This is a genomic window from Pantoea cypripedii (assembly GCF_011395035.1).
Taxonomy (GTDB): Bacteria; Pseudomonadota; Gammaproteobacteria; order Enterobacterales; family Enterobacteriaceae; genus Pantoea; species Pantoea cypripedii_A.
In genome coordinates this window covers 140,878-165,756 of the sequence record NZ_CP024769.1, presented here as the reverse complement: position 1 = coordinate 165,756, position 24,879 = coordinate 140,878, and the positions used below count along the sequence as shown (strand labels likewise).

Genomic DNA, 24,879 nt, shown 5'->3' with positions numbered 1-24,879 from the left:
TTAGCCTGGCTTTTTGATTCCTGGAATAACTTTCACCTGAATATGACTATCCCAGCAAGCATTAAAGTCTGAAATAGTGAAGGTAGTCGCGAAATTATCGGAAGAAACAATATCGTTTCATATTGATAACGCTGCTGAATGTTATAATTAACTTCAATTTCCCTTTCCAAGCATGGTTTTCAGCAATACCACCACTTCGCTTTGCTGCTGTTCTCCGAGCCGGAAAAGAAAAAAAGTATCAACCTGTTCGGCAATCGGCCTGGCTTCACTTAATGCTTTTTTCCCTTCCGATGTCAGGAAAATAAACCGGCGGCGTCTGTCGCTGGTGCCGTGCTGCCGTTCAATCAGGTTTTTCTTTTCCATCCGCACCAGCAATTCCGCCAGCGTCGCCTTGGTACTTAAGGCCGCCTCGGTGAGATCGAGTTGCTCAATCCCCGGTTGTTCCTCGACAGCACACAGCACCGCATATTGCTGTTTGGTCAATTCAGGCAGCGATTTCTGCCACAGGGAGGTGTGTTCCTGCAGCAGTTCCCGCATCAGATGAAAAAACACATTACCCAATTCTTTTTGCATGATGTCGTCCGGGGCTGAAATGAAGATGCTTAAGCGCTTGATTGTAATGCAACAAGTACGGATAGCGCCAACCTGCTTAACACTTCCCGCTTTGATAATAAAATTCGTATACGAATTTTTTTGCTCTGGACTCTTGCACACTGTCTCTGGTGGCGTTAGTTTAAATATAACGTTCGTACACGAACAAAATATTCAGAGGATGTTATGAGACTGATTATCGGAATGACCGGTGCCACCGGCGCACCGCTGGGTGTGGCACTGCTTCAGGCACTGCAACCCATCAACGAGGTGGAAACCCATCTGGTGATGAGCAAATGGGCAAAAACCACCATTGAGCTGGAAACCCCCTATAGCGCACGTGATGTTGCCGGAATGGCGGATGTGGTGCACAGCCCGGCGGATCAGGCAGCCTCCATCTCCTCCGGTTCTTTCCGCACCGATGGGATGATCATTATCCCCTGCAGCATGAAAACACTGGCCGGTATTCGCTCCGGCTATGCCGAGGGTCTGGTGGGACGCGCTGCCGATGTGGTGCTCAAAGAAGGGCGCAAGCTGGTGCTGGTGCCCCGGGAGACCCCGCTCAGCACCATTCACCTCGAAAACATGCTGGCGCTTTCCCGCCTCGGTGTCGCGATGGTGCCGCCGATGCCCGCTTTTTATAACCATCCCGCAACCATTGATGACGTGACCAACCACATCGTAACCCGCGTGCTCGATCAGTTTGGCCTTGAGTTTCCCAGGGCCCGCCGCTGGCAGGGTTTACGCACACCGACTTCACAAGATGTCCTGAAACAGGAGAGTTAAGAATGGCCTTTGATGACCTGCGTAGTTTTCTGCAAGCCCTTGATGAACAGGGGCAGCTACTGAATATCGAAGAAGAAGTACAGGCAGAGCCTGATATCGCTGCAGCGGCCAATGCCACCGGGCGGATTGGTGACGGTGCACCGGCAATCTCTTTCACCAGGATAAAAGGTTTTAACCATGCGCATGTGGTCATGAACACCATTGGTTCCTGGCAAAACCATGCAATTTCTCTCGGTCTGCCTGCCAATACGCCAGTCAAACAACAAATTGATGAGTTTATTCGCCGCTGGGATAACTTCCCGGTCGCCCCGGAACGTCGCGAGAATGCCCCCTGGTCGGAAAATACCGTAGATGGCGACGACATCAACCTGTTCGATATTCTGCCGCTGTTCCGGCTGAACGACGGCGATGGCGGCTTCTATCTGGATAAAGCCTGTGTGGTTTCACGCGACCCGCTTGATCCTGACCATTTTGGCAAACAAAACGTCGGCATTTACCGTATGGAGGTCAAAGGCAAACGTAAACTGGGTTTACAGCCGGTGCCAATGCACGACATTGCCCTGCATCTGCATAAAGCCGAAGAACGTGGCGAAGATTTGCCGATTGCCATCACCCTGGGTAACGACCCGATTATTACCCTGATGGGTGCCACGCCACTGCGCTATGACCAATCCGAATATGAGATGGCTGGCGCGCTGCGCGAAAGCCCCTATCCCATCGCCACCGCGCCGCTGACCGGCTTTGACGTCCCCTGGGGTTCCGAAGTGATTCTTGAAGGGGTGATTGAAGGGAGGAAGCGTGAAATTGAAGGGCCGTTTGGCGAATTTACCGGCCACTATTCCGGTGGGCGTAACATGACGGTGGTGCGCATCGACAAGGTTTCTTATCGCACCAAACCGATCTTCGAATCGCTGTATCTGGGTATGCCGTGGACAGAAATTGATTATCTGATGGGACCGGCGACCTGCGTACCGCTTTATCAACAACTGAAAGCCGATTTCCCGGAAGTGCAGGCGGTGAACGCCATGTACACCCACGGCCTGCTCGCCATCATCTCCACCAAAAAACGTTACGGCGGCTTTGCTCGCGCGGTAGGGCTACGCGCCATGACCACCCCTCATGGGCTGGGCTACGTCAAAATGGTGATTATGGTTGATGAAGATGTGGACCCGTTCAACCTGCCCCAGGTGATGTGGGCGTTGTCATCAAAAGTGAACCCGGCGGGTGATTTGGTTCAGTTGCCAAATATGTCGGTACTGGAACTCGACCCCGGCTCCAGCCCTGCGGGTATCACTGACAAACTGATTATTGACGCCACCACCCCGGTTGCACCGGATACCCGTGGTCACTACAGCCAGCCGGTGAAAGACCTGCCGGAAACCGCCGTATGGGTCGAAAAACTTACCGCCTTGCTGGCAAATCGCAAATAAGGAGAAACAGATGATCTGTCCACGTTGTGCTGACGAATATATTGAAACGATGGCAACATCACCGGTGAAAGGGGTCTGGACGGTTTTCCAGTGCCAGCACTGCCTGTACACCTGGCGTGATACCGAACCCGCCCGGCGTACCCAGCGCGAGCATTACCCGGAAGCTTTCCGTATGACGCAGAGTGATATCGACAATGCGCCGGAAGTGCCCTCCATCCCGCCGTTACTGGCAAAATAATCACGGCTGCTGGCGGGTGCAGGCCCGCCATTGACGCTGAAAATGTTCACGCCTTCGCAATGTTCATGAATCATGAACATTGCCCCCTTTACATCCCCTCCCGGCCTCGTTAGTATCACCGACTCCCAACGGCAACCTGCCGTTGCGTAAGCGTTAACGTCAACCAACGCACCATGAGCAGAATTGTTCTGCCTTTTTCTATGGTGCGAAAAAATGACCCAGACTGTTTTCTCTGCAACTCCTGCCCTGCGCCGTTCCGGTTTTTTCCTGTTCCTGCTGCTATTGACTGCAGCCAATCTGCGCACGCCGATCACCGCTACCGGGCCGGTGCTGGAAAATATTCGTCTGACCTTTGGCCTGAGCGCCAGCGCCGCAGGGGTGTTGAATTTCCTGCCGTTACTGATGTTTGCCACTCTCGCGCCACCTGCGGCATGGCTGGGCAACCGTTTCGGGTTAGAGCGCAGCTTGTGGGGCGCGTTGCTATTCATCACCCTGGGATCGCTGCTGCGCATCAGCGGCAGTGAAAACGCGTTATGGGGCGGCACGCTATTGCTCAGCGCAGGTATCGCCGCCGCCAACGTGTTGCTGCCACCATTAATCAAACGCGATTTCACCGCGCATACCGCACGTTATATCGGCCTGTACGCCACCACGATGGCGATCACCGCCAGCATCGCTTCAGGTGTGGCGGTGCCGCTGGCACAACTCACCGACTCGGGCTGGCATCTGGCCCTGGGTGTCTGGTTAGTCCCCGCCGTCGTCGCGCTACTGGCCTGGCTGCCAAAACTGAAAAAAACCGCACCACATCCCCATGCCACGGCAACCCAGCAACCGACGCGGTCGCCCTGGCGATCCGCCATTGGCTGGCAGGTGTCGTTATTTATGGCCTGCCAGTCACTGACGTTTTACACCCTGATTGGCTGGTTCACCCCGTTTGCCCAGGACAACGGTATCAGTCAGCTGGAAGCCGGTTGGATGTTGTTCATCTATCAAATTGTGGCGATTGTCGCTAACCTGGCCTGTATGAGCGCGCTAAAAAAGTTCCGCGATCAACGTGCCATTGGCTTTGCCGCTTCGCTGGCGATTTTTGTTGCGGTAACGGGGTTATTACTGGCACCGGCACTGGCGCTGTTGTGGCTGGTACTGGCGGGTCTGGGTGCGGGGGCATCAATGGTGATTTGCCTCGCGTTATTTAATCTCCGTACCCAGGATCATCGCCAGGCATCGAAGCTATCCGGCATGGCGCAATGTGTGGGATATGGCCTGGCGGCGCTGGGGCCACTTTGTTTTGGTATGTTGCACGATGCCAGCGGCAACTGGCTGCTACCGCTGACATTGCTGGTGGTGATTGCTGCGATACAAATGGTGATGGCCCCCCTCGCCGGGCGGGCGCGCCATCTCTGATCAGGCCAGCACCGCTGTTTCTGCTTCCTGCCGTTCCAGCTCACGGACCAGCGGAATCACTTCACGGCCAAAATACTCCACCTCTTCGTGGAAGTGCAGGAATGCCAGCAACAGCAAATCCACACCGGCTCGCTTCAACGCGATAATGCGCTGCGCAATTTGTTGCGGCGTGCCGATCAGGTTGGTTTTAAAGCCGTCGTTGTACTGTACGAGGTCTTCAAACGATGATTTCGCCCAATTGCCTTCCCCTTCCGGCGAGGCGCTGCCCGCATTTTTCACTTCATGCTGGAAACCTTTCACCGCATCCGGGTTGGCTTTGGCGATAATTTCCTGCAATACCGTCTGCGCTTCCTGCTCGCTCGCGCGCGCAATCACAAAACCGTTGAGTCCAATTTTCACCCGGTGCTGGCTGGCAAGGGCTTTGGCCTGAATATCCTCCACCTGCTGGCGTACCCCTTCCGGCGTATTGCCGTTGGTGAAATACCAGTCCGAAACCCGCGCAGCCATATCACGCGCGGCACGGGAGCTACCGCCCTGGAAAATCTCCGGCTGTGGCGACAGTGGTTTGGGTTTTAACGAATAATCGCGGAAGCGATAGAAGTCCCCGGCGAAAGTGAAGCGTTCCTCGCCCCAGATGCCGCGCAGGCAGCGGATAAACTCTTCCGAGCGCAGATAACGTTCTTCATGATCGAGCCAGGGTTCACCAATCGCTTTAAATTCCCCCCGAAACCAGCCGCTGACAATGTTCACCGCAATGCGTGGTCCGTACAAATGGCTGATGGTGGCAATTTGTTTGGCCGCCAGCACCGGATTCCACGGTCCCGGCAATAAGGCGGCAATCACCTTCAGACGTGAGGTTTGGCTGAGCAAATCCTGAGAGAAGGTCACGGATTCGTGCTGATTTTCTGCGCCGTATCCGGCAGTGAAACGAATCTGGGTCAACGCGTAATCAAACCCAGCACTTTCGGCGATTTTCGCCAGCTGGCGATTGTATTCCGCGTCCCAGTGCGTGCGCTGCTCAATCTGGCTGATCACCAGACCGCCGGAAACGTTAGGCACCCAATAGGCAAATTGCAGGGGTTGGCTAACAGGTTGTGGTACTGACATAGCGAGTCCTCATGCGATGCGCGACTTATATCGAAAATCAAAAGATTTAATAGCACTTAAATCTTTTGGCTATATGTCGTTATGCAGTGGCTATGCCAGTTTTACCCAGCAAGTAATTTATTGATTATAAAGGAATGAGTGGTAAGCCATCGGTTAACACAGTTGCAGTCGCAACAGGCGTTGTTGCCATGCTGTGGCAAATGCAACGCATTTCACGGCTGGAAATCATTGAGGGTGGCGCGGGTGAGCGCATCCTGTTCGGTTGCCGTCAGCAAAGCATCCACCAGTCCGGGAAAACGTGCATTCAAATCTTCCCGGCGCAGTGACAACAGGTTTTCACGCCCGGAAGGCCGCTGCCAGATCACGCCACTGTCGCGCAAGACGCGCCAGTGATGGGTCAGCGTGGATTTTGATACGCCCTGGAGCAACGAACCGCAGGTATGTTCACCACCATCGGCAAGGATGCTCACCACCGTCATCCGCATCGGGTTGCCCAGCGCCGCCAGCACGCTTTCCAGGCGAATCTCTGCGCGCTGTGGATGTCTGGTCATAGGCTGTCTCTCAATGGTACGCATTAAGTCGAATTATCGGGCAGACACGGCGGGATGTACAGAACACGGCGAGCTATCGCCCACCGTGTTAAAAGGTTTACTGACTGAAAGAAAGTCTCATGATGGTTCCTTATTGATAGTTAACCCAGCAGGCACCGTTATCCGCCGAACGGACACAGTTTTCGATCCAGCGCACCCCTTCCAGCCCGGCGTTAATGTCGGGATAGATCAGGCTGGCGAGGGTTTGCTGGTCACCACGCTGCGTGGCGTTGATGGCGATGGCGAATTTGAGGTAAATATTGGCCCACGACTCCGCCAGCCCTTCGGTATGCAGTGCGCCAAGGCGTTCATCCGCCAGCGCGCTGTCATCGAGATAGGGCATGCCGTGATGCAGTACCTGATTTGGCTGTCCCTGCACTTCATATTTCAGCTCGCCGGGGTTGTAATCACTCCACTCCAGGCTGGCGCGTGAGCCAATCACGCGAATGCTCTGGCTATCCATCGAACCGGCATTGATCGATGACGCCCACATGCGGCCAACGGCACCGTTGTCGTAATGCATCAGCACCAGTGCATTGTCCTCCAGCGGCGCGCGGGAGGGGATAAAGCTCTGGCGATCGCATAACAACGATGTGATATGCAGCTGTGGCAGCACCAGTTGCGAGATATAGAAGGTATGGGTGGAGATATCACCCAGCACGAATGATGGCCCGGCGATTTTCGGGTCAACACGCCATTTCTGCGCATCACTGAATTTGTCGGCGCTATCGTTAGCGCTAAAGCCGTGGGTGTATTGCAGCTCGACCATGCGTACTTCGCCAATATCGCCTTTGGCGATCATCGCCCGCATCTGCATCAGCAAAGGATGGCCGGAGAAACCATAAGTGACGCCGACGATCAGCCCCTTAACTGCCGCCAGGGCCTTAATTTCCTGTGCTTCCTCAGTGGTGAAAAATAGTGGTTTTTCGCAGATCACGTGAAGACCTGCGTTAAGTGCCGCTTTGGTGATCTCATAGTGGGTGCCGTTGGGGGTGGCGATGGTTACTACTTCAACGCCATCTTCGCGCTGCGCCTCTTCCGCCAGCAGCTGCTGATAGTTGTCGTAACAACGTTCGGCGGCCAATCCGAGGTTGACGCCAAAATCACGGCCTCGTTCGGCATCAATATCGAATGCGCTGGCCACCAGCTGATAGGCGGTATTGTCACGCAGCGCGCCGGAGCGATGTTTATAGCCGACCTGGCTTAAACGCCCGCCACCGATCATTGCCCAGCGTAAAGGACGGGGGATCTTCTTTTCACCGTTTTGCATAGCCACTCCTTAATTATTTTGCACTCGGGTGCAATTGAGGTCAAAGGTAAGGGTTTATTTCTGGTTTTTCTGTTCAAATTGCGGGTAATTCGTCTGGGTGACCGTGGCATACGGAATCCAGTTGTAGGGTGCGGTTTTCTGTTTATCCAGCATCGCTTTGGTGACCTGCACCGCCCCGGTCGCCTGTCCTTTTGCGTCCTGGAAGATGGTCACCGCCATGTCACCGTTTTTAATAAATTGCAGACCGTCCGGCGTGCCATCAATACCGGCCACCAGCACGTGTTCCTTCTTCGCCTGTTTCAGCGCCATGATGGCACCGATCGCCATTTCATCGTTGTTGGCGGCAATGGCATCGATTGGCGTACCGTTGAGTAACCAGCTGGACACCACATCCACCGCCTCGTTGCGCTGCCATTTCGCGGTCTGCTTTTCCACTACTTTCATATCCTTATGCGCAGCAATCACCTCTTCCACCGCACGGGTGCGTTCGCGCGCTTCTTCGTTTGATAACGCCCCCATAATGATGGCGACATTGCCTTTGTAGTTCATGCGTTGCGCCAGCGCTTCCATCTCCATTTTTCCGCTCAGGGCTGAATCAGAACCGACATACGCCATCTGCCCTGTCAGCTTCACCTCCGGTTTACGATTCACAAAGACGAGCGGGATATTGGCGCGTCTTGCCGCCTCCATCATCGGCCTTACCCCCTGGGTATCCACCGGGTTGAGGATAATGGCGTCAACGCCCTGGTTAATAAAATCATCCACCTGCTGAACCTGGAGAGCCACATCGCCTTTGGCATCGGAAAACTGTCCTTTCATACCGGAGCTATCCAGCTCATGCACCATCTGGGTACGCAGAATTGAGACGAAATTGAGATCGAAATTGGCCAGCGCAACACCAACCTGCCAGGTTTTAGCCTGCACGCTGCCGCACACCAACACACCTAATGTCAGAACTATCGTTTTCAAAGTCTTCATGGTCATTTCCTGTAGGGTCATGTCGTTATGATCCGACCGGAAGAGCGACACTGCTGATTTTCGCATTTTGCACCCGGGTGCAAAATAAACAAAAAAAAGAGACGGACAGTCAAATCTTCGGGGGGCACTGGCGAAAATGTCGTCTACGCCGAAAATTTAGTCAATCCGGCAAAATGCAAATCAGCGGAAACGATCACAAAATGTGAATCATTTGCACCCGATTGCAAAAAACGTTGCAATCGGGTGCATAGATCAAACATAATCGCAACATCATAAAAACAGGGTTATTTCACGACGGGTTTCGACGCACAAACTCGCTTTGGGTGTTTATTTTCGATTGGGTTTCACGTTCAATGCAGGGGTCTTTCGCTAACTCCGATATGCAGGTGCTATGAGCAAACCCATTACAAAACCCCACAAAGCCACCGCCAGCGATGTCGCACGCCAGGCGGGTGTATCGAAATGGACAGTATCGCGCGCCTTTACGCCAGGGGCTTCGATCTCCGACAAAGCGCGTGAACGCGTGCTGGCCGTAGCAACCGAGTTGGGCTATCGCCCTAACCTGCTGGCGCGCAGCCTGTCGCAAAAAAAGACGCACATTATCGGGGTAGTGATTGATGAGATGAGAAATCCGCACTCGCTATTGTTGATTGATACGGTAACCAATCAGTTGCAGAAACGCGGTTACATGGCCCTGCTGCTGAACATCACCAACAGCGAGAACCATAAATCGGTGATGATGCTGGCCGATCAATTGCAGGTCGATGGTTTGTTGTTTCTCGGCACGGTGCTGACGGAAGAACTGGTGGATATCGCGCAGGAACTGCACCACATCCCGCTGGTGCAATTGTGTCGCAACAATGATGTTCCCGGTATCGATGTAGTGAAGATCGATGACCAGCGTGCAGGAAAACAGCTGGGCGAGTTATTGCTGGCGCAGGGATATACCCGCTTTGGTTATATGCGCGGACCAGAAACCAGCAGCAACCATTTGCAGCGTCTCGATGGCTTACAGCAGGCGCTGACAGAAGCGAGGTTAACGCTGGAAGTGATGCTGACGGCGGGTGGCTATGCTCAGGAGCGCAGCTATGCGGTGCTGACCGGGTATCTCAATGCCAACGCGCCTGCTGACCGCATCGACGCCTTGTTCTGTGAGAATGATGCGCTGGCACTGGGGGCGCTGGAAGCATTGCGCGAGGGCGCTGGCAACAAACATATGGCGGTGGTGGGTTTTGATGGTATCGATGAGGCCGCCCTGCCCGGCTGGCAACTCACCACCTTTAGCCAGCGCATTGATTTGTTAATTGAAGAAGCCTTAAACCGTCTGATTGATGAACGTGCCACCCCTGGTGGCGTCTGGACTCAGGGAGAATTGCGTATACGACGCTCTCACCTGAAGCCGTGAGGTAATAAGAAGGAGACGTCATTCTGCCCCAACGTGAATATCGCTGCCAGAGTTGCTGCCGTCAGGACCCGCAGCGATGGCAGCAAATTATATCAATTAAAATTTAATGCTTGTTAATCAGGCCAGGAAATTCCAGCCTGCGGAACGGCGTACCGATAATATCAACACGTCCGAACCGTATTTAAATACCTTCTGAGAAAATAATAACGAATGCAGATTCGTCGCTGATGCCTGCACGCAATTTATCGCGCGGCATCGCCGTGCCATCTGTTTAGAACGTCGTGCTCTGTAAAATTTATCTGCCGTATCCGTCAGCAGACGGAATGATGAAAGGAAAGATGTATGAACCGAAGAGAAGCGCTCTTTTCGCTCAGCTCGATTGTTGCGTCGCTTGCCGTCGCCCCGCAGCTGCGCGCGAAGGAGTTGCATAATGTCCCGCTGCAAACCCAAATGAGTGCCGATCACCTGCCGCAGCCCGCGTGGCAGCAGGGTTACCAGGTACTGACCAACCCTCTGGATCGCCAGAATCTGGCAGCGATTTTTGATCGTTTAATTCCCGCAGACCACCTCGGCCCTTCAGCCAGTGAAGCGGGTTGTATTGAATTTCTCGATAGCCAGCTGGCGGGCGATTATGGTTCCGGCGCGGCGCTTTATTTAGCCGCACCGCTGCACCCGGAAAATGAAGAGAAAATTATGGGTAGTCCGCAATTTCTCTCCACGCCAAAGGAACGTTATTTAACCGGGCTGACTGCGCTGGAAGCCTGGGCACAGAAAAACCATCAGGCGTCATTTCATACTTTAAATGCGCAACAAGTCGATGACTTTCTGACAAAAATGGAAGATGGCAAAGTTGATCTGGGAAATACGGTAAACAGCCAGGCGTTTTTTGAATTAATGCTGCAAAACGTGCGCGAAGGCTATTTATCCGATCCGATTTACGGTGGAAATAAAAATATGGCGGGCTGGAAGATGATTGGCTTCCCCGGCGCACGCTATGACTATCGCCCTTATATTGAGCGCCGCAACGAAAACCTGGCGCTGATTCCCGTCAGTCTGATTCCCAACGATTAATACGCTGGAGCTGAGTCAATGTCACAAATAAGAAATAAGGCTGACGTGGTTATCGTCGGCCTGGGCTGGGCCGGTTCGGTGATGGCTGAAGAACTGACCCGTGCCGGATTGAATGTTGTCGCGATTGAGCGTGGTGCGTGGCGCGATACCTCCACCGATTTTCCGGTTTCCATTGATGCCGATGAGCTGCGTTTCCATACCCGACGTAAAATTCTGCAACCGATGAGCGTTGAAACCACGACGTTCCGCAACCGTAGCGATCAGCTGGCCGCACCGGTGCGTAACTGGTCAGCGTTTCAGTTTGGCTGGAACGTTGGCGGTGCCGGTACGCACTGGGCCGGGATGTCATGGCGTTTTACCCCGTGGGATTTTCAGGTCGCAACGCAGACCCGCGAACGCTACGGCGCAGGGAAAATGCAGGGATTGCAGTTGCAGGACTGGGGTATCACCTATGATGAATTGGCCCCCTACTACGACCGCTTCGAACGTATCGCCGGCACCTCCGGTTTCGCCGGTAATCTCAATGGCGAACGCCGCAAAGGCGGCAATGTGTTCGAAGGACCGCGCTCGCGTGACTATCCGACTCCCCCGCTGAAAGATACCCACTGGATGAGCAAGTTCCGCCAGACCACGGAAAAGATGGGGTATAACCCGTTTACCGTTCCGGCAGGCAACCTGTCGCAGGCCTATGTTAACCCGCTGGGCGTCAGCATGGGGCCGTGCACCTACTGCGGTTTCTGCGACTTCCACGGCTGCGGTAACTTCTCCAAATCCTCACCCCAGGCCTGCATTCTACCGGTGTTGATGCGCCGTCCCAACTTCACGCTGCTGACGGAAACTGAAGTCCTGCATGCGGTAAAACATGAAGACGGTAAGACGGTGAAAGGGGTGAAGTTTATTACCAAAGAAGGCGTGGAAGGTTTCCAGCCCGCCGATATCGTCTGCATCACCGCTTATCAGATGGATAATGTGCGTTTGATGCTGCTGTCACAGGTGGGTGAAAAATACGATCCCCTTACCGGGCGCGGCACCATTGGCCGTAACTACAACTACCAGACCTGCTCCAGCGTCACCGGCTTTTTCGATAACGAATATATGAACCCGTTTATTGGCGGCGGTGCGCTGGCGGTGCAAATCGATGATTTCAATGGCGATAACTTTGACCATAGCAGCCTCGATTTTATTGGTGGTGCTGGAATTATGGGCTTCTCCACCAATGGCCGCCCGATTCAGAACATGAACGGGCTGCGTCCGGGTACCAAACGCTGGGGCAGCGAGTGGAAAGCGGGCTATGCGCGTGATTATCAGACCGCGGGTACCATTTTCTGCCAGGGCACCTCGATGCCGATGCGCGAGGCGTACCTCGATCTTGACCCCAACTACAAAGATCGTCACGGCCAGCCGCTGCTGCGCATGACCTTTGACTGGAACCAGAATGATGTGCGCATGGCGAAATACGTCACCGATCGCGCTATCAACATCATGAAAGAAGTGGGCGGCCAGCATCTGGTGGTGGATAACCAGGCAGAACAAAGCTGGAACCCCTATATGCAACACAGCTCGCACACCATCGGTGGTGTGGTGATGGGCGCGGATCCCCGCACCTCAGCACTGAACCCCTATCTGCAAAGCTGGGACGCTCACAACCTGTTTGTGGTCGGTGCGTCCGCCTTCCCCAACAATGGCGGTTACAACCCAACAGTGACAGTGGGTGCGCTGGCGGTACGTGCGGCACAAGCCATCCACCAGACCTACATTAAAAACCCGGCACCGCTGGTGGGAGCGTAATCATGGCGAAAGCAAAAAAGATTAGCTGGACCCTCGCCGCGCTGGCAGTGGTCGCAGCAATTGGCGTGACCGGCAGAATGTGGGTGGTGCTGGATAGCGCCCGCTCAGACGTGGCAGACGATCAGGTGCAGCTGGCGGATTTTCACAGCAACGACGATGCCGCCATTAAACGCGGTGAATACGTCATGCGCCTTTCCGACTGCGCCGCCTGCCATAACGCTGATTTCTCCGGTGGCTATAAGATCGATACGCCTTTCGGTGCGTTGCTGACCTCCAACATCTCGCCGGATCGCGAAACTGGCATCGGTAAGATGACCGAGCGTGATTTCTTCAACGCAGTACGCCAGGGGCGTGGCGAGCATGGCTTCCTCTATCCGGCCATGCCTTACACCGCCTATACGCAGATCAGCGATCAGGATATGCACGATCTCTGGGCCTATTTTTCCGCGCAGCAACCGGTGAAAAATGCCATCGACGAAAATGCCGGGATGAATTTCCCGTACAACATTCGTCTGGCGATGGCAGGCTGGAACCTGTTGTTCTTCGATAATGCCGCGTTTAAACCACAAACTACGCAGACCGATGCCTGGAATCGCGGCAAATACATTGTCGATGGCCCGGCGCACTGTAGCGTGTGCCACACCGCGCGCAATGCCCTCGGCGGCGAAATCAGCAGCCAGTATCTTCAGGGTGGCAACCTCGGCAGCTGGTATGCCCCGGATATTTCACAAAATCCCCATGCCGGTATCGGCAAGTGGACGGATGAGGAGATCGCCGATTACCTGAAAACCGGTTCCAATGGCAGCAGCGTGGCGGCGGGTCCGATGGCTGAAGCGGTCGAGCATTCGACGCAATATTTCAACGATCATGATCTGCACGCCATTGCCACCTATCTGCGTAGCCTGCCCGCCTCCGCGACCCCGCAGCCGACCGGCTTCGTGATGGAGCAGGCACGCCATGATCAGGCGGCGCTGCGTTATGAGGTGGATTGTTCGGCATGTCATGGTCTGGCCGGGGAAGGCATTCACGGCATGGTACCAGCGTTCGCGGGTAACACGGCGATGCTTAACGATCCCACCAATATGATTCATGCGCTGCTGGATGGTGCGCGTGCGCCCCATACCGAAGATCGCCCAACGGCGGCAGGGATGCCGGCTTTCGCCTGGAAGTTGAACGATCAGCAGATGGCTGATGTGCTCAACTACGTGCGCAATTCGTGGGGTAATCAGGCAGCAGAGGTGAAAGCCAGCGATGTGGCAACGCTGCGCCAGGCGACTGATGCCGGAGATAAGCTGAAAACACCCGCCATGAAGTAACCGAATCAGGCTGGCCGCAGTAAGCGGTCAGCCTGACTTCCTGTCTAGAGCAGCTGGGCAATCCCCCATAATGCTAACGCGTGATCGTCTTCAGAAGGTAAACCGCTGACGCTGACAGCGCCAATAATCGCGCCCTGAGGATTGAGCAACGGGAAAGAGCCGCCGTGATCGGTGTAATCCGCCTGGCTGATAAACGCCTGCCGCTCCATCCGCTCGCCCTTCTGCTCGTTAAGCAGCCCCACATACATTGAAGAGTGGCCGTGACGCAACACGGTATTTCTCTTGCGTCGCATCCACTCCAGATTATCCGGACAGGATCCTGGCAACGCCGCCAGAAACAGCACCTGACCAAAAGCATAAACTTCAATCGAGATGGGTGCCTGCGCTTCACGGCCGCGCTGCTGGATGCTCTGACCGATTTGCCAGGCAAGATCGAAGTCAAACTGCGGCAGACGGTGTTCCGCTTCCTGTTGCAACAGGGTTTCAAGGTTAAGCGATGACGACATAACGGTTTCCTCTCCATATGAAATAAAATTTCCACATTTTATAACATGGAAAATATTTTTCACCAGTGATGAGGATCACGCGCCTTAACCCGAACCACGGGAAATCATGGTAAAACCCATATCGATAATCGGCGTGATCACCGTTTCGCCTTGCAACCGGGTCAGCAGTTGCTGTGCAGCCAGCTGGCCCATGGCCTGACGATCGATACGCACCGTGGAAATCGCAGGAAAATTAGCGGCGGCAAAATCGAGATCGCCAAAACCAATCACCGCCAGCTGACGGGGAACCGCCAGGCCGCGCGCCTGCGCTTCCATCAGCGCACCCTGCGCCAGGGTATCGGAACTGCACACCAGCACATCCGCCGTGGGTTGGGTGTCCAGCACCTCAGCACAGGCTTCACGTCCACGTGTCATCAGCGCAGGGAGTGCTACCGGTGCATCGGCAAGCGGGGTGATACCCTGCGCTTTCAATGCCTCCAGCAAGCCCTGCTTACGCTGTAATGCACGCTGATCGTCAGTCCAGATCAACGCAGGGCGTTGATAACCCCGCTGCGCCAGATATGACGCCACGCATGCGCCGACTTTTTCGTGAGAAAAGCCGACCAGCATATCAATGGGGGTCGGTGTCATGTCCCAAATCTCCACCACCGGCACATCGGCCTGCAACAAAACCTTCTTCAGCTGGCTACTGTGATGGATACCGGTCAGCACCACACCATCGGGTCGTCGCGACAGCAATGTGGCAACCGTTTCCGCCTCAGTCTCGGCCTCATAGCCGGTCACGCACAGCAGCATGTGATAACCCTGTGCGCTGAGGGTGTCATTGAGACTCTGGATGGTATCAACAAACATGTTGTTGTTGATTTGCGGCACCACCACAGCAATCAAGCGGCTACGATTCGTGGCGAGGCTACCCGCCTGCGCGTTCGGGATATAGCCGGTCGCCTGCACGGCAGCCAGCACCTTCTCAACCGTCGCGGGCCGAACCTGCTGGGGCGAATTGAGCGCACGGCTAACTGTCATCGGTGAAATACCGGCAACCCGGGCCACATCTTCCAGCGTGGGCGCACCTTTGCGCGCCAGATTACGTTGTTTCATTGCCACTTAGCCTGGAGAAAACCAGCGGATAGCATAACGTAAAACGAAGTTCCCCGGTAAATGTTAGGGCTATCATTTTATCCATCATAATATCGGAAATGTGATCAATCGAACATTAACGACCGAACATCCTGGCGCATAGTCCCTACGAAACAAAAATGTTAGCGCAATCATTTTAACAGGAGACTCGCATGTCAGGTGTTAATTCCTCCGCAGTGACTTATGCCAAAGCGCAGGGTGCCGCCACTGCTGCCGAAAGTGGCGACCGTATCGTCTGGGTCAATTTATCGCTGGCTTTTCTGCCGCTGGCGACGCCAGTGAGCGATGCCAAAGTGTTGACCGGACGCCAGAAGCCACTGACCGAAGTGGCGATTATTGTGGCGGAAATCGCCACACGTGATGGTTTTGAAGGTATCGGTTTCAGCTATTCCAAACGCGCTGGGGGTCAGGGTATTTATGCTCACGCCTGTGAAATCGCCGATGCGTTACTCGGAGAAGATCCTAACGATATCGACAAAATCTACACCAAACTGCTGTGGGCAGGCGCATCGGTCGGACGCAGCGGCATGGCCGTACAAGCTATTTCACCCTTCGACATTGCGCTGTGGGATATGAAAGCCCGGCGCGCGCGCCTGCCACTGGCAAAACTGCTTGGGGCGCATCGCGATTCGGTGCAGTGCTACAACACCTCGGGCGGCTTCCTGCATACCCCGCTCGATCAGGTGCTGAAGAATGTCGCCATTTCACGCGAGAACGGCATTGGCGGCATCAAAATAAAAGTCGGTCAGCCTGATACCAAAGAAGATCTGCGTCGCCTGGCGGCGGTACGTCAGACGCTGGGTGATGATTTCCCGCTGATGGTCGATGCTAACCAGCAATGGGATCGCGAAACGGCCATTCGCATGGGCCGAAAAATGGAACAATTCAATCTGGTGTGGATTGAGGAACCCCTTGATGCTTACGATGTTGAGGGGCACGCGGCCCTGACCGCCGCGCTGGATACCCCGATTGCCACCGGCGAGATGCTCACCAGCTTCCGTGAACATGAACAACTGATCCTTGGCAACGCCAGCGACTTCGTCCAGCCCGATGCGCCACGCGTCGGCGGTATCACGCCGTTTCTGAAGATTATGGATTTGGCAGCACGCCATGGACGCAAGCTGGCCCCACATTTCGCCATGGAAATTCATATCCATCTGGCAGCAACCTACCCGATTGAACCCTGGCTGGAACATTTTGAGTGGCTCAATCCGCTGTTCAATGAACAGCTGGAGCTGCGTGATGGGCGCATGCTGATTTCTGACCGCCACGGCCTCGGCTTCAGCCTGAGCGAGCAAGCGCGTAAATGGACCCGGCTTACCCACAGCGTGGGTAAACGGCCGTAAAAGTCAGCGGCGACGGCCCATTGCATAAATTGGTAGCGGCACGATTTATCGTGCAATGAACAGCTTGATGCTGCAAAACCCCGCGCAATAAATTGCGCCGCTACGGCGCATTTTCGCGGCGCTGGGCTTTCGCCAGGGTGCGCGCCAGCAATGACGAATACAGCGGATTGCCACCAAAGAATTGCGCCGCCAGCGTGGCCCCGAGACAGGTGATGATCATCGGCAGGATCAGCTGATAGTTATTGGTCATCTCCAGGACCAACACGATGCCAGTCAGCGGTGCACGCACCGAAGCGGCAAACAGCGCCCCCATCCCGGCGACGGCAAACGTCGCCGCTTCCAGCTGATAACCCGGAAACCAATGTATGCAAAGCTGACCAAAACAGGTACCGAGCAGAGTGCCCAGCGTCAGCATCGGCGCAAAAATCCCGCCAGGTGCACCTGAGGCAAAGCAGCAGATGGTGATCACCACACGTAACGCGAACAGAGCAAATAATCCCAGGGCGGTGAAATGTCCGGCAGAGAAATCCGGGATCAACGTGATGCCGCCACTGATGGCTTCCGGCAGCACCCAACCCAGCACGCCACAAATACCTGCCAGCAGGCTGCCCCACAGCACCCAGGGCGCAGTACGCCCGTGATGCAACCGCTGGAACTGATCCTGCGTCCAGAAAATCAGACGATTAAATGCCACGCCACAGCCGCCAAACAGGATGCCGAGCAGCAGATACAGCCATAAGGTGGCTGTCGGTGCATCTTTTAATTGTCCGATATTGATAATCGCTTCATTGCCATTAAACAGGCGGAACACGATGCTCGACATAATCACACCGACGAACACCGCTTTGATAGAAATCAGGCTGTAACGGAACTGTGGGCGCATTTCCTCGATGATAAACAGAATCCCCGCCAGCGGCGCGTTGAACGCGGCTGAAAGCCCGGCCGCCGCACCGGTTGCCAGCAAGGTATGACGCGCTTCTGACGAACGCACCCGGAACATATCGGTACACATACGCCCAATATTGCCACCAATCTGCACTGTCGGACCTTCACGCCCCAGCACCATGCCCGAACCGAGTGCGCCCATCCCACCGATAAACTTCACCGGCAATACACGCCACCAGCGCACCGGTCTGAGTTCCTCCAGCGCACCTTCAATTTCCGGAATGCCCGATCCCCCCGCTTCAGGCGCAAAGCGTCGCACCAGCCAGTACCCCAGCGCCCCGAGCAGTGCGGCCGCAAAGAAAGCACACAGCACATTCAGAACCGGGTTGCTCGCCTGATCAGCCAGCCAGTTCACCCGTGAATGGAAAATAAAGTTCACCGCCTTATCAAAGGCGACAGCCACCAGGCCAGTTAAAATGCCAACCAGCGCCGCCAGTAACAGCAGCGCCACTGGCGTTTTATCGCGCCGCATCAGGCGTTGCAGCAATAGAAAACGCCCCGCGCGCATCACCGTTTCCGGCTGCGCAGAATCTTGTGTAACAGACATGCCATCCTCTATGTTTAAATTTATTGTTCTTCTACATCGGGCAACTCACCGTAGTGAATCGCCAGCCACACCGTTGGCTGATCTGCCGCCGTCCAGTTCACCCGATGACGGCAGCCAGCAGGGATATCAACAAAGTCACCCGGGCGCAGTTGCCGTTCGGCTTCCCCCTCCAGCTGCAAACCGGCCTCCCCCTGCACGATCAACACCCATTCACCCTGCGTCTGGCAATACCAGAAATCCGGCGGGCTGGCCTGACCGGTCGAAACAATACGCTCGATACGCAGGTTGGGACGTTGCAGAAGTTGCTCGAAGGTTTCAGAACTGCCTGCCTGGGCCGCTGCAGGGAAGGCCTGCAACAGATTGGTTAACATGGTGATGTCTCATCATCGGTGCATAATCAATGCACTGTAACGCAGGCTTCACCCTGATTGCTCACAGTTTTTTGTGTCACTGATTGACGCTCAGGCTGCAAGTCCCGATCATCCCCGGTCAGAATGGCTATGCACGGAGCATAAAAGTGACTGAACTCAGTAACGCATTGCTGGAAGAGATTATTGAACAGGTTCGCCCGCTGGCCCGGCAGGGAAAAGTGGCGGACTATATTCCCGCGCTGGCGGGGGTGTCACCCGATCAGGCAGGCATCGCAATTTATGTCGCCGACGGTACCTGTTATCAGGCTGGGGATGCCGATACCCGTTTTTCCATTCAGTCGATCTCGAAAGTGTTGTCACTGACCCTGGCGCTGACGTTATATGACGAACCGGATATTTGGCAGCGCGTCGGCAAAGAGCCATCCGGCCAGGCGTTTAATTCGCTGCTGCAACTGGAGCTGGAACAGGGCAAACCGCGCAATCCGTTTATCAACGCCGGGGCGCTGGTGATGTGTGACCTGCTGGAAAGCCGACTGACGGCACCGCGTCAGCGCATGCTGGAGATTGTGCGTCATCTGGCGCAGCGCAATGGCATCAATTATGACCGGGTAGTGGCGCGCTCCGAATACGAACATTCGGCACGCAACGCCGCAATTGCCTGGCTGATGAAGTCCTTTGGCAATTTCCACAACGATGTCAGCAAAGTGATGGAAACCTATTTTCACTACTGCGCGATGGCAATGAGTTGCACCGAACTGGCTCGCACGTTCTTCTACCTGGCGAATCAGGGACGCAGCCTCGGCGATGAAATTACGGTGATTTCACCGCGTCATGCACGGCAGGTGAACGCGCTGATGATGACCAGCGGCATGTACGATGGTGCGGGCGAGTTCGCCTGGCGTGTGGGAATGCCAGCAAAATCCGGCGTTGGCGGCGGCATCATCGCTGTCATCCCGGGAGAAATGAGTATCGCGGTGTGGTCGCCCGCGCTGGATAGCTCGGGCAACTCACTGGCCGGTACGGTGATGCTGGAAATGCTGACGGAACGGCTGGGACGATCGATTTTTTAGTTTGTCACATCAAAGCGCGATAAATCGCGCCGCTACACAACATTCTGCGCCGTGCCCTGCCAGAATCCGGCGAGATTGCTCTCAATACCGCGCAGCAGGTTGGTAACCCCCTGCTGGCTGGCCCAGGCGATATGCGGCGTCAGCATCAGGTTGGGCACATCAGCCTGTAATAGCGGATGATTGGCAGCAGGCGGTTCACTGGTCAGCACATCCAGCGCCGCCCCGGCAATCACCCCCTGACGCAGGGCGTGGGCCAGCTCGGTTTCGTTGATCAGACCGCCACGCGCAGTGTTAATCAGCAGGGCGGAAGGCTTCATCTGCGCCAGCGCGGATAAATTGATCAGCTGCCTGGTTTCTGGCGTCAGCGGGCAATGCAGCGTCAGCACATCGCTTTGCGCCAGTACCTGCTCAAACGGCACATACCCCTCGCGCAAGACAGTGCTGCCTTTACGGTCGGCATACAGCACCTTCATCCCGAGCGCCTGAGCCATCTCTCCGACTGCGCGGCCAATATCGCCTTTCCCGATGACCCCCAGCGTCGCGCCATAGATGTCCTGAATCGGCTGACGATGGACGCAAAAATGCGACGAGGCTGGCCAGGTGCTACGCGTGCTGTTGACGTAGTCCACCAGATGACGCCGCAGGGCAAATAATGCCGCCATCACCCATTCCGCCACGCTACGCGTGGAGTAGCCCGGTACGTTGCTGACAACAATGCCACGCTCGCGACAGGCCGCCAGATCAATGCAGTCATAACCTGTGGCCGCCACGCAGATGTAACGCAAAGCGGGCAGCTGACGGAGCGTATCAGCGCGCAACGGCACCTTGTTGGTGATCACAATCTCCGCATCATGCAGCACATGGACCAGCTCCGCCAGCGAGGTGGTGGCGCGATATTGCCAGTCGGTACACCATTGGGGACGCTGTGGCGCGCGTGGCAGGGTATCGCCGTCAAGGGTGACAATCTTCATTGCTTCTCCGCTTTAATGTTTCTCTATTGATCTTGCCAGGTTGCATTAAGGTTAACAAAAGCTGGGTGTTACGTGATTTTTTTCAAAAGATGCGAATTATTTCTTAAATGCCCTCAGTTTTTTTAACCCATCCCAGGTAATCGCGTTACACTTCCGCCCAATTTAATCAGTAACCCCCGTTTGTGCCATGATGTTTTCGTCTGCAATTCGCCAGCGCCTGACTGCCTGCATCGCCATCGTGGCGGTGTTATTGCTGTTTGTTGCGCCGGTGGTGTCGAAAACGTTGCTGGAACGGCAGAACCACATGCAAAGCATGATAGCCGATATGCCCATGCATCACGAAGCCATGCCGGATATGATGATGCCGGGCATGGACCATCATATGATGGACGACGGCGAATTTGCCTGTGGCTACTGTGATCTGCTGGTACATGTGCCATTGATGATGTGGGTGTTTATCCCCTTCATCTGGCTGATGCTGGTCATTTCCCGTGCCCCACCGCTGCCCTGCGTCATCGCACCGGTGATCCGTCGTCAAATCACGACCCATCGACCGCGCGCGCCGCCTGCCCTTCTCTCCTGCTGACATGATTCGATCGGTAGCGCATCCCGTTGGGTGACGCTTGAGCATTCTTTTATCGCAAGGAAGACGGCTTTGTCTGCTGTTCACTCTGTAGCACCGCGCGGCGCGGTGCTTAATTTGCTACGCCGCTTACATTTTTACATTGGCCTGTTTGTCGCCCCTTTTATCTTTATCGCTGCGCTGAGCGGCACGCTGTATGTGCTGACGCCCCAGCTGGAAAACGTGCTGTATAAAGACGCGTTACGTGTTCAGCCTGGCGACCACGCACAACCCTTGTCGGCACAAATCGCCGCCGCCCGTGCGTATGCTGGCGATAAACAACGTATCTACGCCGTCCGCCCGGCACCGGGTGCCACCGATACCACGCGTGTGCAGTTCAGCGATCCCAGCCTTGGTGCTTCGCAGTCACGTTCGGTATTTATTGATCCCTACAGCTTACAGGTGAAGGGCGATATGACGGTGTATGGCACCAGCGGCGTGTTGCCGCTGCGTATGACCATCGACCTGCTGCATAGCAGCCTGCTGCTGGGTGATTTTGGCCGCAACTACAGCGAGCTGGCGGCATCCTGGCTGTGGGTGGCGGCGCTCGGCGGTGTACTGCTGTGGCTGGGGACGCGTCCACGCCGCAAGGCAAAAACACCACGCGCAGGTTTTGCCTTGAGCCGACACTGGCATATCACCCTTGGCCTGACGCTGCTGCTGGGCTTACTGTTTTTCTCCGTCACCGGGCTAACCTGGTCGCAATGGGCGGGTGGCAATATTGATCGCTGGCGCACCGAACTGAACTGGCTGACACCGCAGGTCAACACCGCGCTCAACCATGATGAACCTGCGATGGCTGCCGACCCCCATGCCGACCATCAAAGTATGCCGGGCATGGATATGTCGACGATGGCGATGCCGGTACAACATGGCCCGGTGAATGTTGCCGATGGTGACTGGGATCGCGCGTTGCACGCAGCGCGAGCCGCGGGGATTTCGGCGGCCAAAGTCGAGTTACGCCAGCCAAAGAATGCCGATAAGGCATGGACGGTAAGCGAAATCGATCGCAGCTGGCCTACCCAGGTGGATGCGGTTGCCGTGAATCCGCAGGATTTCACCATCGTCGATCATGTGTATTTCGATCGTTTCCCGCTGGTGGCGAAGCTGACACGCTGGGGGGTGGATGCGCACATGGGCGTGTTGTTTGGCCTGGCGAATCAGTTGCTGCTGGCGGCCTTCGGTCTGGGTTTATGCACCATGATTGTGCTGGGTTATCGCATGTGGTGGTTGCGTCGTCCACAGCAGGCGGAAGCCAGTCCGACCCAAACCCTGACATCAGCCTGGCTGGCGTTACCACACTATGCCAAAGGAGCCTGTTTACTCCTGGCACTGGCGCTGGGTTATGCGTTGCCGGTGATGGGTGTGAGTCTGCTGACGTTTTTGCTGGTCGATATGCTGCGTTTCCGTCGTCAGCAACGCGCACCGGTTGACGAGCAGGCGCTGCTGGCAGCCCAGCAATCTCCGCTTGGCATTATTCGCGCCCGATTCGCCGTTAAGCGCAAAGAGATGCGCCACTTCCTGTATGGGCTGTGTGTGCTGGCATTGATTGTCGGCTCGGTGATGAGCAATGCGATTATTGGCGGGGTGATTGATCAATATGGCATCCCGTTCAGCAGCTGGTCACTGACCATGTATCTGACGCAGGGCTTTATGATCGCGCTCTATACCACGGTGTTTACCGCGTTGATGTCGATTCCGCTGTGGTATTGGTTCCTCGGCGAGAAGGATGATGCGCAGGGGTAACGCCTGTGCCGTAGCGGCGTGATAAAAACAGCGCGATAAATCGCGCCGCTTCAAGTCAGTGCCTGAGAGGCGCGATTTATCGCGCCTCTCCTGTCAGAAATCCGCCTTCAGCACCACGCGATAGTGCGCTTTACCGGCACGGACATGATCGAGCGCGTCATTCACTTGCGACATCGGGAATTCTTCCACGGTCGGCGCGATATCAACGCGCGCGGCCAGTTTCAGCAATGCACGCAGCTGGCCCGGAGAACCGGTGGAAGAACCGGTAACCGCGCGGTCGCCAACAATAAGGCTAAATGCCGGAACCTCAAACGGCTTCATTACCGCACCGACGGTGTGGAACTTGCCCTGACGCGCCAGTGCCTGGTAATAAGGTTTCCAGTCGAGATCAACCGCCACGGTGCTGATAATCAAATCAAACTGCCCCGCCAGCGCATTCAGCGCTTCGGGATCGCGGCTGTTGACCACGCGGTCAGCACCCATCGCCAGAATCGACTCGGTTTTACCGGCAGACGAACTGAATGCCGTCACTTCCGCTCCCATGGCGCGCAACAGTTTGATCGCCATATGGCCGAGGCCACCGATACCAATCACCCCGACGCGGCTGGTCGCAGTGATGTTGTTCATCAGCAACGGTTTGAACACCGTGATGCCGCCGCACAGCAAAGGACCGGCGGTGGCGATATCCAGCGATTCTGGTAGCGGGATCACCCATTGCCAGTTAGCGCGCAGATGGCTGGCAAAACCACCGTGGTTATTAATGGTGGAGACCTTGCCATTTTCGCAGTTGACCTGGTCGCCCGTAATACAGGCGTCACAATGCTGGCAGCTTTTAGCTGTCCAGCCGATACCGACACGCTGTCCGAGGCTCAGTCCTTTATTCTGCGCGGCTTCCCCCAGCGCCACCACACGCCCAATCACCTCGTGACCGGCAATCAGCGGATACGTTGAACCGCCCCATTCATTATCGATCATCGACAGATCAGAGTGGCAAACGCCGCAGTAATCCACCGCTACCTGCACATCTTCATCAGCCAGTGGACCGGCTTCGTATTCGTAAGGCACCAGCGCCTCACCCGCCTGCATGGCGGCATAGCTCGTAATTTTCATCGCTGTCCTCAGTGGTTGGTCTCTGATGACAGGAGTCTATCAAATCACGCCCCATTATTATGCCGAATAATCATACGATTACGTCAGCACCTGCTGCGGTGCAGCAGAAAAGCATGCAAAGTTAAAACGGGTCATGATTGATCGGGCTGCGGAAGGCATTGCGCGCCGCCTCAATCAATTGACTGGCTGTCACCGTTGGCGGCAAGTGCGTCAACACTTTCATCGCCTGCCAGTAACATAGCACCATCTCTTCATCGCTCTCGTTTTCGGCCATTTCCCTTAACCGCCCACGCAGGGTCAACACATCCAGCGTCTGCTGCTCATCCACCATCTCCGCAATCGTTTGATTGATAACCTGATGGATGATTTTCCAGGAAATTTCGGCAAGCACGATTAACCTCTTTTTTATCTCTCTCAGCTCCGGGCAAATGAATAAAAAAAGGCGCGGCGGTCGCAGCGCCTGAAACATCGAAAATGTAGGATAACTATAGTTGGTTATTTGGCTGGCAAAGGGCATAGCGCCTGACAATTTCG

Annotated in this window: 24 protein-coding genes; 12 read left to right on the top strand and 12 right to left on the bottom strand. The window is 55.4% G+C overall.

Going from position 1 to position 24,879, the window contains the following annotated elements; translation table 11 throughout:
- Positions 1 to 153: 153 nt before the first annotated feature.
- On the bottom strand, positions 154 to 573 hold the full coding sequence (locus CUN67_RS21170; protein ID WP_208717431.1) for a MarR family winged helix-turn-helix transcriptional regulator: 420 nt from the start codon (positions 571 to 573) through the stop codon (positions 154 to 156).
- Positions 574 to 777: 204 nt separating this feature from the next.
- Between CUN67_RS21170 and CUN67_RS21165 the strand changes: the two genes are divergently transcribed.
- From CUN67_RS21165 to CUN67_RS21150, 4 genes are all read left to right on the top strand, one after another.
- Entirely contained in the window at positions 778 to 1,377 is a 600-nt protein-coding gene (locus CUN67_RS21165) for a non-oxidative hydroxyarylic acid decarboxylases subunit B (RefSeq protein WP_208717430.1), read from the top strand.
- A 2-nt stretch (positions 1,378 to 1,379) separates the two neighbouring features.
- Positions 1,380 to 2,807, top strand: a complete 1,428-nt coding sequence (locus CUN67_RS21160; protein ID WP_208717429.1) for a non-oxidative hydroxyarylic acid decarboxylases subunit C — start codon at positions 1,380 to 1,382, stop codon at positions 2,805 to 2,807.
- 10 nt (positions 2,808 to 2,817) lie between these two features.
- The gene (locus tag CUN67_RS21155; RefSeq protein WP_208717428.1) at positions 2,818 to 3,045 is read left to right on the top strand and encodes a non-oxidative hydroxyarylic acid decarboxylases subunit D; all 228 of its coding nucleotides are present in this window, start codon (positions 2,818 to 2,820) and stop codon (positions 3,043 to 3,045) included.
- 213 nt (positions 3,046 to 3,258) lie between these two features.
- On the top strand, positions 3,259 to 4,449 hold the full coding sequence (locus CUN67_RS21150; RefSeq protein ID WP_208717427.1) for a CynX/NimT family MFS transporter: 1,191 nt from the start codon (positions 3,259 to 3,261) through the stop codon (positions 4,447 to 4,449).
- Here the strand turns inward: CUN67_RS21150 and sfnG are convergent, their stop codons facing one another.
- The 4 genes from sfnG to CUN67_RS21130 all read right to left on the bottom strand — a co-directional run bounded on the left by sfnG (position 4,450) and on the right by CUN67_RS21130 (position 8,394).
- Positions 4,450 to 5,556: a dimethylsulfone monooxygenase SfnG gene (gene sfnG / locus CUN67_RS21145; protein WP_208717426.1), complete on the bottom strand. Its 1,107-nt coding sequence runs from the start codon at positions 5,554 to 5,556 to the stop codon at positions 4,450 to 4,452. It lies immediately after the preceding gene.
- 212 nt (positions 5,557 to 5,768) lie between these two features.
- Positions 5,769 to 6,107: an ArsR/SmtB family transcription factor gene (locus CUN67_RS21140; RefSeq protein WP_208717425.1), complete on the bottom strand. Its 339-nt coding sequence runs from the start codon at positions 6,105 to 6,107 to the stop codon at positions 5,769 to 5,771.
- A gap of 130 nt (positions 6,108 to 6,237) precedes the next feature.
- The gene (locus CUN67_RS21135; RefSeq protein WP_208717424.1) at positions 6,238 to 7,416 is read right to left on the bottom strand and encodes a Gfo/Idh/MocA family protein; all 1,179 of its coding nucleotides are present in this window, start codon (positions 7,414 to 7,416) and stop codon (positions 6,238 to 6,240) included.
- Positions 7,417 to 7,470: 54 nt separating this feature from the next.
- Positions 7,471 to 8,394: a substrate-binding domain-containing protein gene (locus tag CUN67_RS21130; RefSeq protein WP_439332288.1), complete on the bottom strand. Its 924-nt coding sequence runs from the start codon at positions 8,392 to 8,394 to the stop codon at positions 7,471 to 7,473.
- Positions 8,395 to 8,785: 391 nt separating this feature from the next.
- On the opposite strand from CUN67_RS21130, the gene CUN67_RS21125 reads away from it, so the two are divergent.
- From CUN67_RS21125 to CUN67_RS21110, 4 genes are all read left to right on the top strand, one after another.
- Positions 8,786 to 9,799, top strand: coding sequence for a LacI family DNA-binding transcriptional regulator (locus CUN67_RS21125; protein ID WP_208717422.1), 1,014 nt, complete (start codon positions 8,786 to 8,788; stop codon positions 9,797 to 9,799).
- Between the two features lie 342 nt (positions 9,800 to 10,141).
- Positions 10,142 to 10,870, top strand: a complete 729-nt coding sequence (locus CUN67_RS21120) for a gluconate 2-dehydrogenase subunit 3 family protein (RefSeq protein WP_208717421.1) — start codon at positions 10,142 to 10,144, stop codon at positions 10,868 to 10,870.
- 18 nt (positions 10,871 to 10,888) lie between these two features.
- Positions 10,889 to 12,658: a GMC family oxidoreductase gene (locus tag CUN67_RS21115; protein WP_208717420.1), complete on the top strand. Its 1,770-nt coding sequence runs from the start codon at positions 10,889 to 10,891 to the stop codon at positions 12,656 to 12,658.
- 2 nt (positions 12,659 to 12,660) lie between these two features.
- A complete protein-coding gene (locus tag CUN67_RS21110; protein WP_208717419.1) occupies positions 12,661 to 13,974 on the top strand; it encodes a cytochrome c in 1,314 nt (437 codons plus the stop codon).
- Positions 13,975 to 14,018: 44 nt separating this feature from the next.
- Here the strand turns inward: CUN67_RS21110 and CUN67_RS21105 are convergent, their stop codons facing one another.
- Together CUN67_RS21105 and CUN67_RS21100 are read right to left on the bottom strand one after the other, a co-directional pair.
- Positions 14,019 to 14,480, bottom strand: a complete 462-nt coding sequence (locus CUN67_RS21105; RefSeq protein WP_208717418.1) for a heme-degrading domain-containing protein — start codon at positions 14,478 to 14,480, stop codon at positions 14,019 to 14,021.
- Positions 14,481 to 14,564: 84 nt separating this feature from the next.
- Positions 14,565 to 15,578 (bottom strand): LacI family DNA-binding transcriptional regulator, encoded by a 1,014-nt coding sequence (locus CUN67_RS21100; protein WP_208717417.1) that lies wholly within the window; start codon positions 15,576 to 15,578, stop codon positions 14,565 to 14,567.
- Between the two features lie 191 nt (positions 15,579 to 15,769).
- Between CUN67_RS21100 and CUN67_RS21095 the strand changes: the two genes are divergently transcribed.
- Positions 15,770 to 16,963, top strand: coding sequence for an L-talarate/galactarate dehydratase (locus tag CUN67_RS21095; protein ID WP_208717416.1), 1,194 nt, complete (start codon positions 15,770 to 15,772; stop codon positions 16,961 to 16,963).
- Between the two features lie 100 nt (positions 16,964 to 17,063).
- On the opposite strand, the gene clcA is transcribed toward CUN67_RS21095, so the two are convergent.
- A complete protein-coding gene (gene clcA, locus CUN67_RS21090; protein ID WP_208717415.1) occupies positions 17,064 to 18,455 on the bottom strand; it encodes a H(+)/Cl(-) exchange transporter ClcA in 1,392 nt (463 codons plus the stop codon).
- A 20-nt stretch (positions 18,456 to 18,475) separates the two neighbouring features.
- Positions 18,476 to 18,826 (bottom strand): cupin domain-containing protein, encoded by a 351-nt coding sequence (locus tag CUN67_RS21085; protein WP_208717414.1) that lies wholly within the window; start codon positions 18,824 to 18,826, stop codon positions 18,476 to 18,478.
- Between the two features lie 146 nt (positions 18,827 to 18,972).
- On the opposite strand from CUN67_RS21085, the gene glsB reads away from it, so the two are divergent.
- Positions 18,973 to 19,896, top strand: a complete 924-nt coding sequence (glsB, locus tag CUN67_RS21080) for a glutaminase B (protein ID WP_208717413.1) — start codon at positions 18,973 to 18,975, stop codon at positions 19,894 to 19,896.
- Between the two features lie 32 nt (positions 19,897 to 19,928).
- Here the strand turns inward: glsB and CUN67_RS21075 are convergent, their stop codons facing one another.
- Positions 19,929 to 20,867 (bottom strand): D-2-hydroxyacid dehydrogenase, encoded by a 939-nt coding sequence (locus tag CUN67_RS21075; protein WP_208717412.1) that lies wholly within the window; start codon positions 20,865 to 20,867, stop codon positions 19,929 to 19,931.
- A gap of 187 nt (positions 20,868 to 21,054) precedes the next feature.
- Between CUN67_RS21075 and CUN67_RS21070 the strand changes: the two genes are divergently transcribed.
- A complete protein-coding gene (locus CUN67_RS21070) occupies positions 21,055 to 21,453 on the top strand; it encodes a DUF2946 domain-containing protein (protein ID WP_208717411.1) in 399 nt (132 codons plus the stop codon).
- Between the two features lie 69 nt (positions 21,454 to 21,522).
- Complete coding sequence (locus CUN67_RS21065) at positions 21,523 to 23,235, top strand: DUF2534 family protein (RefSeq protein WP_208717410.1); 1,713 nt, start codon at positions 21,523 to 21,525, stop codon at positions 23,233 to 23,235.
- A 93-nt stretch (positions 23,236 to 23,328) separates the two neighbouring features.
- On the opposite strand, the gene ahr is transcribed toward CUN67_RS21065, so the two are convergent.
- Together ahr and CUN67_RS21055 are read right to left on the bottom strand one after the other, a co-directional pair.
- Complete coding sequence (ahr, locus tag CUN67_RS21060; protein ID WP_208717409.1) at positions 23,329 to 24,345, bottom strand: NADPH-dependent aldehyde reductase Ahr; 1,017 nt, start codon at positions 24,343 to 24,345, stop codon at positions 23,329 to 23,331.
- A 121-nt stretch (positions 24,346 to 24,466) separates the two neighbouring features.
- Positions 24,467 to 24,736 (bottom strand): hypothetical protein, encoded by a 270-nt coding sequence (locus tag CUN67_RS21055; protein ID WP_208717844.1) that lies wholly within the window; start codon positions 24,734 to 24,736, stop codon positions 24,467 to 24,469.
- Positions 24,737 to 24,879: the final 143 nt, after the last annotated feature.